Genomic DNA, 13,839 nt, shown 5'->3' with positions numbered 1-13,839 from the left:
ATGGCGACCAGCCGCCCTGGATGATGAAAGCGACTGCTCGCCATGATCGTTAGCCCCGCGGATGAAAGCGGGTATGCAATTCCTTGAGCCGCTCCTGGGCGACATGGGTATAGATCTGGGTGGTCGACAGATCGCTGTGTCCGAGCAGCATCTGCACGACGCGGAGATCCGCGCCGTGGTTCAGCAGATGGGTGGCGAAGGCGTGGCGCAGGGTATGCGGTGACAACGGCTTGGAAATCCCGGCCTGCACGGCGTAGCGCTTGATGAGATGCCAGAAGGCCTGACGCGTCATCGGGCCGCCGCGGTCGGTGACGAACAGGAAATCGCTCTGCCTGCCCTTCAGGGTGGCCGGCCGCACCTTGTCGAGATAGCGCTCCAGCCAGTCCAGGGCCTCCTCGCCGACGGGCACCAGCCGGTCCTTGTCTCCCTTGCCGCTGACCCGGACCACCCCCTGGCGCAGGCTGATCTGGCCGAAGCTCAAACCAACCAGCTCGGTGACGCGCAAACCGGTGGCATAGAGCATTTCCAGCATGGCCCGGTCGCGGAAGCCCAGCGGAGCGTCGACATCCGGCGCGGCCAGCAGGGCTTCCACCTCCGATTCCGTCAGCGTGTTGGGCAGGGACCGGCCCAGCTTCGGCGCATCTATCAAGGCGCAGGGATCGCTGGCGGTTTCACCCCGCCGCAGCCGGTAGGCGCAGAAATGCCGGATGGAGGAAAGCACGCGCGCAGAGGTCCGGCTCGTGCTTTTCCGGCTGTGCCGCCAGCCCAGATAGGCCTCGACGTCTTCCCCGGTCAGCGCAGCCAGCTCCGGGCGCCGGTTCCTCGCCAGCCAGACCGCGAAGAGGCTGAGATCGCTTCCGTAGGCCTTGAGGGTGTTGTGGCTCAAACCCTCTTCCACCCAGAGCGACTCGACGAAGCGCCGGATCATCAAACGGTCGGCCTCGCGGATTTCCCCGGCATCGGGCAGAGCCTCGTTCACCGTCTCCCCATCAAAAACAAAGGGCGGAAAAACCGCCCTTCATTCTCAGTGACCGATCGAGCTGCGCAAACGACCCGCGATCCGTCAGATCTTTTCCTTGATGCGGGCCGCCTTGCCGGCACGGTCACGCAGGTAGTACAGCTTCGCGCGCCGCACGTCGCCGCGCCGCTTGACCTGGATTTCCTCGACCTGCGGACTGTAGGTCTGGAACACGCGCTCCACGCCTTCGCCGTGGGAGACCTTGCGCACAGTGAAAGCGGAATTGTAGCCACGGTTGCGCTTGGCGATGACCACGCCTTCGAAGGCCTGCAGACGCTCGCGGTTGCCTTCCTTCACCTTCACCTGCACCACGACGGTATCGCCGGGGCCGAACGCCGGAATGGTCTTGCCGCTCATCCATTCGGATTCGAGCTGTTGAATGATGTTCATGAAACTAACCTCTGTTCTTTTGAGTTTCAAATTCCCGCTTGAATTCGTCCAGGAGCGCCATCTGCTCCGGAGTCATCACCCGGCAGGCCAGCAAATCCGGCCGCTTGAGCCATGTCTTCCCCAGCGCCTGCTTCAGGCGCCAGCGCCCGATCGCGGCATGGTTGCCGCTCTGCAACACCGCGGGAACGTCCCGCCCCGCCACCCGCTCCGGCCGGGTGTAATGCGGATGATCCAGCAGCCCCTCGGTGTGAGAATCCTGCTCCGCCGATTCCGCGTCGCCCAGCACGCCCGGCAGGAGGCGCACCACCGCGTCGAATACGACCAGGGCCGGCAGCTCACCGCCGCTCAGCACGTAATCGCCGATCGACCATTCTTCATCGATCTCGGTCTCGATCAGGCGCTCGTCCACGCCTTCATAGCGCGCGGCCACCAGGATCAGACCCGGCACCGTCGCGAAACTGCGTACCGCCGCCTGATCGAGCCTGCTGCCCTGCGGGCTCATGAGTACGACCCGCGCACCCGGCGCCGCCTGTTCCTTCGCCGCATGGATGGCATCCCGCAGTGGCTCCACCTTCATCACCATGCCGGGGCCGCCGCCGTAAGGTCGGTCGTCGACGGTGCGATGGCGGTCGCTGGTGAAATCCCGCGGATTCCAGACCTCCAAGGAGACCTTGCCGGCGGCGAGCGCCCGCCCAGTGACGCCGTACCGCGCCGCGTCCCGGACCATCTCCGGGAACAGGGTCACGATGTCGAAACGCATGCAGGCACCCGACGCTTCAGAACTCGGGGTCCCAGTCGACCACCATCCGCGACTCGGCCAGATTCACGGACTTGACGAATTCGCCCAGCACGAACGGCACCAGCCGCTCGCGGTCGCCCCGCACCACGAGCACATCGTTGGCACCGGTTTCCATCACATCGACGACTTCGCCCAACTCGGCCCCTTCCAGGTTGATCACCCTCAGGCCGATCAGATCGACGCGGTAATACTCCCCCGGCGCCGGCGGAGGCAACTGGCTCCGAAGGACGGTCACCTCGAAGCCTTTCAGGGCCTCGGCCTGTTCGCGCGTATCGACGCCTTGCAGGCGCACGACCACCGCACTGCCATGTTCACGGCCTTCCAGCACGTCGACCCGGTGCTCGGCATCGCCCCGCCGCAATGTCCAAGGGCGGTAACCGACCAAATTGACGGGAGGATCGGTGAAGGAAACCGCCTTGACCCAGCCTCTCACGCCGAAGGCACCGGAAACCCGGCCCACCACGACGGCCGGGTCGCTGCCGGAGTTCCCCGGCATCAAACCTGTTGCTGCTTCTTGAATTCCTTGATCAGCGAAACCACGCGATCCGAAGCCTTGGCGCCGGTGCCGATCCAGTATTCGATGCGGCCTTCATCCAGCCGCAGCCGCTCTTCCTGGCCCCGTGCAATCGGATTGAAGAACCCCACGCGCTCGATGTAACGGCCATCCCGCTTGCTGCGGCTCTCCGCAACCACCACGTGATAAAAAGGACGCTTTTTTGCGCCGCCGCGCGCCAACCGAATGCTTACCATGCCTTTGCCTCTAGTCAAACCGTACGGAGAAAAGCGCGTATTGTATGCGATCCTGAGAAATTGTGAAGCCCTGCCCCTCTTGACCCGCTGCAAAATACAAGGGCGGGAAAGAAAAAACCCGGACACCATCCGGCACCGGGTTTATCCTGAAATGGCGGAGAGAGAGGGATTCGAACCCTCGATGCAGCTTTTGACCGCATACTCCCTTAGCAGGGGAGCGCCTTCAGCCTCTCGGCCATCTCTCCAGAAAAACGGGGGGAAGGAATCAATCGCTGTCGTGCTCAGGGCCTGCCTGCTGCTCTTTCTTGATTCTTTCGTAAATCTCTTCGCGATGAACGGACACGTCCTTGGGCGCATTGACTCCGATGCGCACTTGATTTCCCTTCACACCCAAAACAGTGACGGTCACTTCATCACCAATCATCAGGGTTTCACCCACTCTACGAGTCAAAATCAGCATAAACCCTTCCTTTGTCCATTGCCCACACCAAGTTGACAAGAGCCGTAGCGGCCGCGCTGCCAACCCCCACCGATCAGGCGCGATCAATCTACCAGATGGTGAATCTTAGCAGTTTTCGGCCAAAGGATAAAGGCTCGGCTGATTCGGTGCTCAAACCACGTCCGGCTCGCGATCGAGATTGAATGCCTCGTGCAGGGTCCGCACCGCAAGCTCGAGGTACTTTTCGTCCACGACGATGGAAATCTTGATTTCGGAGGTCGAGATCATCCGGATGTTGATGCCCTCCCGCGCCAGGGCTTCGAACATCTGGGCGGCAATCCCTGCATGCGAGCGCATCCCCACACCCACCAGCGAAACTTTCACGATCTTGTCGTCTCCCGCCACTTCGCGCGCGCCCAGGGCGGTGCAAGTCGCCTGCAGGATGTCGAGCGCCTTGCGGTAATCGTTGCGATGCACGGTGAAAGTGAAATCGGTCGTCGCATCCTCCGCGACGTTCTGGACGATCATGTCCACCTCGATGTTGGCATGGGCGACGGGCCCCAGGATCTGGTATGCCACGCCCGGTTTGTCCGGCACCCCCTTGACGGTCAGTTTCGCTTCGTCGCGATTGAAGGCGATACCGGAGATCAAAGGTTTTTCCACACTCGCTTCCTCGTAGGTAATCAATGTGCCGGGACCGGCCGCGAAACTGGACAAGACCCTGAGGGGGACGTTGTACTTGCCGGCAAATTCGACCGAACGGATCTGCAGCACCTTGGAACCCAGGCTCGCCATTTCGAGCATTTCTTCGAAAGTGATGCGGTCCAGCCGGCGCGCCTTCGGTTCGATCCTCGGATCGGTGGTGTAGACGCCGTCCACGTCAGTATAAATCAGGCATTCGTCCGCCTTGAGCGCGGCGGCCAGGGCGACCGCGGTGGTATCGGACCCGCCCCGGCCCAGGGTCGTGATGTCGCCTGCCTCGGTGATCCCCTGAAAGCCTGCCACCACGACCACCCGTCCCGCCGCGAGATCGCTGCGGATACGGTCGGTATCGATATCGAGGATGCGCGCCTTGGTATGCGCATCGTCGGTGAGTATCCGCACCTGCCCGCCGGTGTAGGAACAAGCCGGGTACCCTGCCGCCTCCAGCGCCATGCTCAGCAGCGCGATCGTGACCTGCTCGCCGGTGGACAGCAGAACATCCATTTCACGGGTGCTGGGCCTTTCGTGCATTTCATGCGCCAGCGCCACCAGCCGGTTGGTCTCGCCGCTCATTGCCGACACCACGACGATGATGTCGTCGCCCCGGCTGCGCGCCTGGATGACGTTCTTCGCCACGTTCTTGATGCGCTCCGGCGAGCCGACCGAGGTGCCGCCGTACTTGTGTACAAATAGAGCCATGATCGATGTCTGTTACGTTCGAATCCTTAAGAGGCTAGGCATCGAGCGTCCGCCGCACCCACTCCGGGACGCCGTCGAGGGCACCCTGCAATTCTGCCGGCCGGTTGCCGCCCGCCTGGGCCAGGTCGGGCCGGCCGCCGCCCTTGCCGCCGACGCGGGTCGCCACGCTGTTGACCAGATCGCCGGCACGGATGCGCCCGGTCTGGTCCTTGGTCACGCCGGCGATGAGGCTGACCTTCTCGCCTTCCACCGCAGCCAGGACGATCGCGGCGCTGCCCAGCTTGTCTTTGAGCTGGTCCACCAGTTCGCGCAGCGTCTTAGCATCCGTGTCGTCGACGCGCGCCGCCAGCACCTTGACGCCCGCGATGTCGACCGCCCGGGACACCAGGTCGGAGCCGGCCGCGCCGGCCGCCTTGGCTTTCAGCCGTTCCAGCTCCTTCTCCAGCGCCCGGTTCTTCTCGAACACCTGCTCGAGCCGTTCTTCCAGCGCATCGCGGCCGGCTTTCATGCGGTCGGCCAGCCGCTGCAGCAAGCGCTCCGTCGCTTCGACCGCTTCCACCGCGGCCGCCCCGGTGACGGCTTCGATGCGGCGCACGCCGGCGGCGACGCCGGTTTCGCTCACGATCTTGAACAGGCCGATGTCGCCCGCGCGGCGGGCATGGATGCCGCCGCACAGCTCGGTGGAAAAATCGCCGATCTTGAGCACCCGCACCTCGTCGCCGTATTTTTCACCGAACAGCGCCATCGCGCCGAGCTTCATCGCGGCGTCCTTGGCCATGACCTCGGCGGTGACTTCGGTATTGCGGCGGATTTCCCGGTTGACCAGGCGCTCGATTTCGTCGAGCTGAGCGGGGCTGACAGGCTCGAAATGCGAAAAATCGAATCGCAGCCGTTCGGGGTTGACCAGGGATCCTTTCTGCGCGACGTGCTCGCCGAGCACCCGGCGCAGCGCCGCGTGCAGGAGGTGCGTGGCCGAATGGTTCAGGGCGGTGGCCTGGCGCAGGGACTGATCCACTTCCGCCCGGCAGACCGCATCCCGGCGCAAAACCCCATCCCGCAGCTTCCCCCGATGCAGGATGAGGTCGCTGCCCTGCTTGCGGGTATCTGCCACCTCGAACACCGCCGAGTCGCTGCGGATCACGCCGCGGTCGCCCACCTGGCCGCCGGATTCGGCGTAGAACGGCGTCTTTTCCAGCACCACCACGCCGTCCTCGCCGGCCTCCAGCCGGTCCACGGCCTGGCCGTCGCGCAGCAGCGCCACGATCCGCGTGTTCTCGACGGCGCTCCGGTAGCCGGTGAACTCGCACGCCACGTCGAGATGGACCTCCTGCGAGTAGTCCACGCTGAAATGGCTCGCCGCCCGCGCCCGCTCGCGCTGGGCCTCCATGGCCCGCTCGAATCCGGCCATGTCGACCTGCAGGCCGTGTTCGCGCGCCACGTCCGCGGTCAGGTCGACCGGGAAGCCGTAGGTGTCGTAAAGCTGGAACGCGGTGCCGCCCGGTATCACCTTGCCGCCCAGGTCGCGCATGGCGACGTCGAGTATCCTCATGCCCTGTTCCAGCGTCTCGGCGAAGCGCTCCTCCTCCTTGTTGAGGACCTGTTCGACCCGCTGGCGGGCCTCGACCAGTTCGGGGTAGGCCTGGCCCATTTCCGCACAAAGCGGACCGACCAGCTTGTGGAAGAACGGCTCGCGGATGCCGAGCTTGTAACCGTGGCGGATCGCCCGGCGGATGATCCGGCGCAGGACGTAACCGCGCCCCTCGTTCGACGGCAGCACGCCGTCGGTGACCAGGAAGGCGCAGGAGCGGATGTGGTCGGCGATCACCCGCAGCGAACTTTGGGCAAGGTCGGTCGTGCCGGCCAGTTCGGCCGCCGCCTTGACCAGGTTGCGGAACAGGTCGATGTCGTAATTGTTGTGCACCCGCTGCATCACCGCGGCGAGCCGCTCCAGCCCCATGCCGGTATCCACCGAGGGCTTGGGCAAGGGCGTCAGCGTGCCGTCGGCCGCCCGGTCGTACTGCATGAACACCAGGTTCCAGATCTCGACATAGCGGTCGCCGTCTTCTTCCGGCGTTCCGGGAGGCCCGCCGGCGATGGACGGGCCATGGTCGTAGAAAATCTCGGTGCAAGGGCCGCAGGGGCCGGTGTCGCCCATGGACCAGAAATTGTCGGCAGTGGCGATCCGGGTGAAGCGACTCGGGTCGGCGCCGACCTCGTCCAGCCAGATCCGCTCCGCCTCCTTGTCCTCGGCGTACACCGTGACCCACAGCCGCTCGGGCGGCAGCATGAGCACCTCGGTCAGGAACTCCCAGGCGTAGACGATCGCATCGCGCTTGAAGTAATCGCCGAAGCTGAAATTGCCCAGCATCTCGAAGAAGGTGTGATGCCGGGCGGTGTAGCCGACGTTCTCCAGGTCGTTGTGCTTGCCGCCGGCGCGCACGCAGCGCTGCGCCGTCGCGGCGCGCACGTAGGGGCGTTGCTCACGGCCGAGGAACACGTCCTTGAACTGCACCATGCCGGCGTTGGTGAACAGCAAGGTGGGATCGTTGGCCGGCACCAGGGGGCTGGAGGCAACGACGCTGTGGCCGCGGTCTTCGAAGAATTTCAGGAATCGGGCGCGTAATTCCGCACTGGTCATGCTCGGTTTACCAAGGTCTTCAATCGATGTCCGGGTATTCGCCGGCCGCTCCCAGACGCTTGAAAAAATCCTGGATCTGGGAGGAGGTGAAACCACGTTGCGCGAGAAATCTCGCCCGCGACGCCCGCTCCTGCGGTGTCGTCATCGCAAGCTTTCCGCGATATTTTTTTGTGTAGACACGATCCATGTCGGTCATCCAGTCCGGCGAATCCGCAAGGTCCGCATCGACGCCGTGCTGGCGCAGCTCCTGCCGAATCCGGTTGACGCCGTACCCTCTCGCCTTACGGGCACGGACGAAGCTTTCGGCGAAGCGGTCGTCGCTCTGCCACCCCTGGTCCGAGCATTCGGCCAGAACGGATTCTATCGTCGGGGAGTCAAAACCGCGGGCGGCGAGCTTGCGTTTAAGTTCGAGCCGGCTGTGCTCGCGCCGCGCCAGCAGCCGCAGGCAAACCGCGCGCGCGGTTTCGAGCGTGTCTCGGGTTTCGTTCAGAACCCGCTCTCTTCCACCGCCGCGCGCCCGGCAGGCGCCGAGTGCTGAAACCCGGCCAGCGCCTTCTCGCGGACGGCCGCCTCGATGGCGGCCGCAACCTCCGGATGCTCCTTGAGATAGATCCGGACGTTGTCCTTGCCCTGGCCGATGCGGTCGCCGCCGTAGCTGTACCAGGAGCCGGACTTCTGCACGATGTCGTGACTCACGCCGAGGTCGATCAGCTCGCCCTCTCGCGAGACGCCCTCGCCGTACAGAATCTCGAAATCGGCGACGCGGAACGGCGGGGCCACCTTGTTCTTGACGACCTTGACGCGGGTTTCGTTCCCGATCACCTCGTCGCCGTTCTTGATCGCGCCCGAACGGCGGATGTCCAGCCGCACCGAGGCGTAGAACTTGAGCGCGTTGCCGCCGGTGGTGGTCTCCGGGTTGCCGAACATCACGCCGATCTTCATGCGGATCTGGTTGATGAAGATCACCAGCGTATTGGAGCGCTTGATGTTGGCGGTCAGCTTGCGCAAAGCCTGCGACATCAGCCGGGCCTGCAGGCCCATGTGGGAATCGCCCATCTCGCCTTCGAGTTCGGCCTTGGGCGTCAGCGCCGCCACCGAGTCGATCACCACCACGTCCACGCCGCCGGAACGCACCAGCATGTCGGCGATCTCCAGCGCCTGCTCGCCGGTATCCGGCTGCGACACCAGGAGCTCGTCGAGGTTCACCCCGATCTTTTCGGCGTAGACCGGGTCCAGCGCATGCTCCGCGTCCACGAACGCCGCCACGCCGCCGGTCTTCTGCGCCTGGGCGATGACCTCCAGGGTCAACGTGGTTTTGCCCGAGGATTCCGGGCCGTAAATCTCGACGATGCGGCCGCGCGGCAAACCGCCGCAGCCCAACGCGATGTCCAGCGCCAGCGAGCCGGTGGACACCACATCGATGTCCCGGACCGCCGCGACATCGCCCATGCGCATCACCGATCCCTTGCCGAACTGTTTCTCGATCTGGGAAAGAGCGGCACCCAAGGCCTTGCGTTTGTTCTCGTCCATCCGGGTTACTGCGTCGAAAGTGGAAACCAACATTATTTCATAGCGGCCATTTCGGGCATAGCCCGCAGCCGCTTTTCGGCATGTACGAGATAGCCCGGATGTTTCATAAAAATGCCCCCTGCGCCCGATAGCTTGGCCAGCTGCCTATTTTTTTAGTCCACCGAACTGACCTACGCCCCCCATGAGGCATGGGCAGCCCCTCGACCTGCCTCTTTTCGCGGGGGTGGTGGCCGGAATCCAGACACTGGACGCAATCAACCCTCCGAGTCCTGCCGGATCCTCCTCGGTTGAGGGTGACGGCGCGCTTCAGGCCATGGCCGGTGGTCGGACGAGATAGAGTATCTCGGTGACCCGGTGCAACAGCGCCTTCACCGGACAGGCGCTCGGCAAGTGCAACTTGATCCGGTCCTTGTACTGCACCACCCGCACCGCCAGCTTGAACAGCTTCAGGATGAGGGTCATGGGCTGCGCCTTGGCCAGTTCGGTGTGGCACAGGGTGTGCTCCCGCAGGCTGTGGATCAGGCTGTAGGCGGCACAGGCATAGAACAGGCGCAGGTGGTTGGCGAGGAAGGCATGGTCGGCGGTGCGATCACTGGCCAGATCGTTCTTCACCGCCTTGATGAAGTTCTCGTCCTGGCCGCGTGCGCAGTACAGATCCCGGTACAGCGCCTCCGGCGTCGGGTCGGCGAGCGAGGTCACGACGAAGCGCGGGTTGTCCCCCAGGCCCATGACCTCGGCCTTGAGCACCACCCGATAGGCCTTGGGCCAGGAACCGGCCTGGTAGGCCACCTCGTCATACAAACGGGTCGCCGCCGGCTCGGGCTGTTCGGCGCGGCGAGCGAAATCACAGCGTTGCGCATGCAAGGCGCGCGTCTTGGCAAGCAGCGGCTCGGCCTTGGGCGTCAGCACCTGGTTGCCGGCCAGGCCGAAGAGGAAATCCATCCGTGCATCGGCTTCGCACAGGGCCATCAACTCCGGGTTGGCGAAATGGCCATCCCCGCGCAGGACGAGGTGGGTATCCGGCCAGGCCTGGCGCAGGCGGCGCACGACCCGCTGGAGGATGGCGGCGTTCTCGCGCCCGGTGGGGCGTTTGCCGGGCCGCAGCACGGCGGTGATGAACTTGCCGGAGAGGCCCTCGAACAAGAACAGCGGCAGATAGCAGTGGCTGCCGTAGTGGTGATTGTAGAAGGCCAGTTCCTGCTGCCCGTGGGTGCGGTCTTCGGAGTGGTCCATGTCCAAGACGATGACCGCGGGCGGGGTGGTGTAGCTGGCGATGAAGGCATCGACGAAGGCGCGGGCCAGGCGGTAGATGTCCTTGCGGGAGACTCCGTTCTCCAAGCGCGAGAAGGTGGGGCCGGAAGCCAGGGCGTTGTCGGCATCCAACGGCGCCCGCTCGGCCGCCAGCTTGAACACGGGATCGTGGCGCAGGCTGTTGGCGTCGTTGCCGTCGGCATAGCCGCAGGCGGTCTGGAAGATGCGCTGACGCAGGAGGTCGGCCAAGCTGTGGGCGATGTAGGAAGGGTGCCGGCGATCCTGAATGGCCGAGGCCAGACGGGCGATCAATCCGGTCTGCCGATCCACGCCCTGCAGGAGGAGGGCGCCGAAGTCGCTGGACACCGCGCCGCCTTCGAAGTCGGCACGGACGGTGAAGCCGGCGACGGTGGGAAAACGGAGCTGGGTCGGGATAGAATCACTCATTGGGCGGTCTCGTTTAGGCTTCGTACGAAGCGTTATTGGCGCAACTCCAATTATATCAATTGGTTAAGCGAGATTCGCCCACTTTCTTGAAATATCCGGGATAGACCGAACCGGCACTGGAAGGGCGCGATTCGACGAGGGTGACGCACTCCACGGGCCAGATCACAGGCGCTTTCAACGGCATGGCGGACCAATCGGCCTCGGCCTTGCGCGCCAGCGTCAGATGCGCGCGGAAGGGACGCTGCTCGACCGGAAAGCCCGCCTGGCTCAGCTTCGAATTCAGGACCCGGACCAGCTCGAGCAGAAGCGGAGGCGTCACGCTCGCTCCCAGGCACAGTACCCGGTTGTGCCGCCAGCATTCCAGCCGGTCCAGCACCAGATCGAACCTCGGCGGGTCCAAACACTGGACCATCGCGGCCAGCTCCGGCAGACGTCCGGGCGGCACAGCCCCCAGGAATGCCAGGGTGAGATGGAGCTTATCGGCCTCCACCCAGCGCCCCCGGACCGTTCGGCGCAAAGACCGGAGCAGTTTGCCTAAGGTCTCGCGAACGCCGGCGTCCGGCCAGAGCGCGAAAAACAGGCGCAGCGGCGGCGGTTCAGGCGGCGCCGGCACAGACATCGATCAATCCTTCCAGGGCCGCCATCACGGCGTGCCGGCGCACCGCCTCCCGGTCGCCCTCGAACCGGAAACGCCGCGTGACGGGTGCCGCGCCTTTCAACTGCCAGGCAAGCCATACCGTGCCCACCGGCTTGTCCGGAGTACCACCCTCGGGGCCGGCGATGCCGCTGACCGCCACCGCGCAGTCGGCCCGGCTGTGGGCCAGCGCCCCGCCGGCCATGGCCGCCACGGTCTCCGCACTCACCGCGCCGTGCGTGGCGATCACCTCGGCCGGCACGCCGAGCAGCTCCTGCTTGGATTCGTTGCTGTAAGTCACGAAGCCGCGCTCGAACCAGCGCGAGCTGCCGGGGATGGACGTCACGCACTGGGCGATCCAGCCGCCGGTGCAGGATTCGGCCGTGACCAGACGGCGGCCTTCGCCTCCCAGCAACTCGCCCAGGCGCCCCGCCAGATCGTACATCTCCCGATTGCCATATGTGTCCACGGCGCTCCTCCCGCCTCGCCAAACGGTGACCGAAACATGACCATTTGCTGACGACTCAGGAACGGCCACCGAAATAGCCTACGCCGAATGGGCGCGAGCTCACACCCCCGGCCGTGCGCAGCGTCGAAAAGCGCGCCATCCGGTCGGGTCGGATGGCAGGACCGAAGACGTCTACAGAACCTCCCGCCACGACGCCGAGGCCGCATACTCGCCCTTCACTTCGCAGTAGAGACCTTCGCGCTCCGCCACGATTTCCTTCCCGCTCTTCAAGGTCCCGTGATACTGGCGGCACGGATAAGGGCCGATCGGATGGTCACCGGTCGCCTGGACCGTGCCGGAGTAGCGGGCGCCTTTCCAACTCAGGCTCTGGCCCGGCTCGAGAGCGATCAGCATCGGTGTGAACTTTTCGTGGCTGTTGCCCCCTTTCACCAGAAAGAAATGCGCCCAGGCGTCAAAGGAGTAGCCGCCCTCGCAATCCGAACAGGGTACCTTGCTGGCATCCTCAAAGGCCTTTTTCTGGACACGCGCCACGTCGAATTTCAGATCGCTGAATTTGTAGTAGTCGCACGCGCTCTCTTCCGGCCACAGCACCGCCGGCTCATAGCTGGCCGGGCGCGGGCCGAGCGGCGGCAACGGCGTCGCGCGCGTCCTGGGACAGCCGGCTTTCGGAGCGGTGTGGCTGGAGGACGCAGATGATGGCGCCGCCTGCGCCGTACCGGCCGCTGCCGTACCGCCGCTCCGCTGGGGAGAATCGTTGGCGACCGAGCGCACGACTTCGTTGGCGGCGTCCCTGATCAGGGACTCCAACGGGAAATCGGCCAGCGCGATGGATGGTCCGGCGATGCCGATGGAGAATGCGAAAAAGGCTTTCCTCATGGATATGGCTCTCATGCTGTCAAAGAGGGGATCAAAAAACAGACGACGCTTCGAGCGGACCGATAAGGGCACGAAACCGCGTAATCCGGATGGATGAAGTAAAAAAGGGCGGAACTCTAACGTTCGGCGATGAGAAGGGAATTGGAGAAATCGGTCACGCGGCACGCCCCTCACTCAACCGGCCTTGCCCCCGGAGGCGCCTGACTGCTGCAGACTGGGCGCGCATGACCATAATGAAATACTCATCAATCGGCTACTCTTGTTACATAATTACAAGATGAGATCGATTCCTTGTGCCCCGGCTCACGACGTCCGCGGGCCGTGCCCGCGCCCGTGAGCGAGCTGTATTCGTTTCCGCCATCGCCGCTGCTCGCGCCGTTCGTATCGGCGCTATGGGTCCACGACGACCTCATGAAGCCGGAGCTGGGGGCGTGCACCGTACTGCCCGACACGGCGACCTATATCTGCTTTCTGTGCGGCGATCATCCCATCCGGGCAACGCACAGGCACCGGACCTACACGACGCTGAGCGGTGTGTCGGGCTTTCAGACATACCGCTTCGACCTCGAAAGCCAGGGAGTGATGACGGGGGTGACCGTGCGCCTGACGCCGTGGGGACTGAACGCCTTCCTGGGGGATGCGGTGGGCGCCGTGGCGGAAATCCGGGCGGACTGCTGCGATCTGTTTCCGCCGGCGGCGGTCCGTGAACTGGAGGACCGCCTGTTCCGCCTGAATTCCCCCAAGGGCCGCGCGCAATGCGTGGAAAATTTCCTGCTGGCCCGGCTGCGCAACCCTTGTGTGGACGAGTTGGCGCGGGCCGCCTGCCTCGCCCTGGCGAGGACCAGCGGCGCACTGCCGATCAAGAAACTGGCGCGCGACCTCGATATGGGCGAACGCACGCTGGTGCGGCGCTTCCAGAACGCCGTCGGCACGACCCCCAAGAAATACGCACGCGTGCTGCGCCTGCGCGACGCGGTGTACCTGCACAACAAATTCTCGTCCTGGACCGAAATCGCCCATGTGGCGGGCTATTGTGACCAAAGCCACCTCATCCGGGAGTGCCAGGACATATTCGGCGCTTCGCCGGAAACGCTGTTTCCCATACCCCGCGGCGGCGATACGGGCAAATCCGCGGAGCCGGAACAGTCCGATCCGTCCAATTCCCGCCTGGTGATAGCCCGTTAAACCATTGCTCAC

Annotated in this window: 15 protein-coding genes, 1 tRNA gene and 1 pseudogene; 1 reads left to right on the top strand and 16 read right to left on the bottom strand. The window is 64.5% G+C overall.

Features of this window, described 5'->3' with window-relative positions; all coding sequences use genetic code 11:
- Positions 1-49 precede the first annotated feature (49 nt).
- From xerD to ABZN20_RS16920, 16 genes and pseudogenes are all read right to left on the bottom strand, one after another.
- Positions 50-949 (bottom strand): site-specific tyrosine recombinase XerD, encoded by a 900-nt coding sequence (gene xerD / locus ABZN20_RS16990; protein WP_370630418.1) that lies wholly within the window; start codon positions 947-949, stop codon positions 50-52.
- Positions 950-1,063: 114 nt separating this feature from the next.
- Positions 1,064-1,408, bottom strand: coding sequence for a 50S ribosomal protein L19 (gene rplS, locus ABZN20_RS16985; RefSeq protein ID WP_218805613.1), 345 nt, complete (start codon positions 1,406-1,408; stop codon positions 1,064-1,066).
- A gap of 4 nt (positions 1,409-1,412) precedes the next feature.
- Positions 1,413-2,168: a tRNA (guanosine(37)-N1)-methyltransferase TrmD gene (gene trmD, locus ABZN20_RS16980; RefSeq protein WP_367026033.1), complete on the bottom strand. Its 756-nt coding sequence runs from the start codon at positions 2,166-2,168 to the stop codon at positions 1,413-1,415.
- Positions 2,169-2,184: 16 nt separating this feature from the next.
- Complete coding sequence (gene rimM / locus ABZN20_RS16975; RefSeq protein ID WP_367026032.1) at positions 2,185-2,703, bottom strand: ribosome maturation factor RimM; 519 nt, start codon at positions 2,701-2,703, stop codon at positions 2,185-2,187.
- Entirely contained in the window at positions 2,703-2,957 is a 255-nt protein-coding gene (gene rpsP, locus ABZN20_RS16970) for a 30S ribosomal protein S16 (RefSeq protein ID WP_218805610.1), read from the bottom strand. Before rpsP ends, rimM begins: the two co-directional genes overlap by 1 nt.
- A 152-nt stretch (positions 2,958-3,109) precedes the next feature.
- Positions 3,110-3,202, bottom strand: a tRNA-Ser gene (locus tag ABZN20_RS16965).
- Positions 3,203-3,222: 20 nt separating this feature from the next.
- A complete protein-coding gene (gene csrA / locus ABZN20_RS16960; protein WP_218805609.1) occupies positions 3,223-3,417 on the bottom strand; it encodes a carbon storage regulator CsrA in 195 nt (64 codons plus the stop codon).
- A 150-nt stretch (positions 3,418-3,567) separates the two neighbouring features.
- Positions 3,568-4,797, bottom strand: a complete 1,230-nt coding sequence (locus ABZN20_RS16955; protein WP_367026031.1) for an aspartate kinase — start codon at positions 4,795-4,797, stop codon at positions 3,568-3,570.
- Positions 4,798-4,831: 34 nt separating this feature from the next.
- A complete protein-coding gene (gene alaS, locus ABZN20_RS16950; protein WP_367026030.1) occupies positions 4,832-7,435 on the bottom strand; it encodes an alanine--tRNA ligase in 2,604 nt (867 codons plus the stop codon).
- Between the two features lie 19 nt (positions 7,436-7,454).
- A complete protein-coding gene (locus ABZN20_RS20110) occupies positions 7,455-7,631 on the bottom strand; it encodes a hypothetical protein (protein WP_423246413.1) in 177 nt (58 codons plus the stop codon).
- A 24-nt stretch (positions 7,632-7,655) separates the two neighbouring features.
- Positions 7,656-7,925 (bottom strand): annotated as a pseudogene (locus tag ABZN20_RS20105) (regulatory protein RecX); the annotation flags it as partial.
- Positions 7,922-8,965: a recombinase RecA gene (recA, locus tag ABZN20_RS16940; RefSeq protein WP_218805606.1), complete on the bottom strand. Its 1,044-nt coding sequence runs from the start codon at positions 8,963-8,965 to the stop codon at positions 7,922-7,924. The pseudogene ABZN20_RS20105 and the gene recA, both read right to left, overlap by 4 nt.
- A gap of 306 nt (positions 8,966-9,271) precedes the next feature.
- The gene (locus ABZN20_RS16935) at positions 9,272-10,663 is read right to left on the bottom strand and encodes an IS1380 family transposase (protein ID WP_367025178.1); all 1,392 of its coding nucleotides are present in this window, start codon (positions 10,661-10,663) and stop codon (positions 9,272-9,274) included.
- A 55-nt stretch (positions 10,664-10,718) separates the two neighbouring features.
- Positions 10,719-11,282: an RNA 2',3'-cyclic phosphodiesterase gene (gene thpR, locus ABZN20_RS16930; RefSeq protein WP_367026029.1), complete on the bottom strand. Its 564-nt coding sequence runs from the start codon at positions 11,280-11,282 to the stop codon at positions 10,719-10,721.
- Positions 11,260-11,742 (bottom strand): CinA family protein, encoded by a 483-nt coding sequence (locus ABZN20_RS16925; protein ID WP_218809041.1) that lies wholly within the window; start codon positions 11,740-11,742, stop codon positions 11,260-11,262. The genes thpR and ABZN20_RS16925 overlap by 23 nt, the downstream gene beginning before the upstream one ends.
- 195 nt (positions 11,743-11,937) lie before the next feature.
- The gene (locus ABZN20_RS16920; RefSeq protein ID WP_367026028.1) at positions 11,938-12,642 is read right to left on the bottom strand and encodes a hypothetical protein; all 705 of its coding nucleotides are present in this window, start codon (positions 12,640-12,642) and stop codon (positions 11,938-11,940) included.
- 321 nt (positions 12,643-12,963) lie between these two features.
- Here ABZN20_RS16920 and ABZN20_RS16915 point away from each other — a divergent pair, with 321 nt between their 5' ends.
- A complete protein-coding gene (locus ABZN20_RS16915; protein WP_367026027.1) occupies positions 12,964-13,827 on the top strand; it encodes a helix-turn-helix domain-containing protein in 864 nt (287 codons plus the stop codon).
- Positions 13,828-13,839: the final 12 nt, after the last annotated feature.

This window comes from Methylococcus sp. ANG, assembly GCF_040730495.1.
In the GTDB taxonomy this organism is placed as follows: Bacteria; Pseudomonadota; Gammaproteobacteria; order Methylococcales; family Methylococcaceae; genus Methylococcus.
The sequence above is the reverse complement of the archived record's forward strand: the minus strand, read 5'-3'. Positions and strand labels throughout refer to the sequence as shown.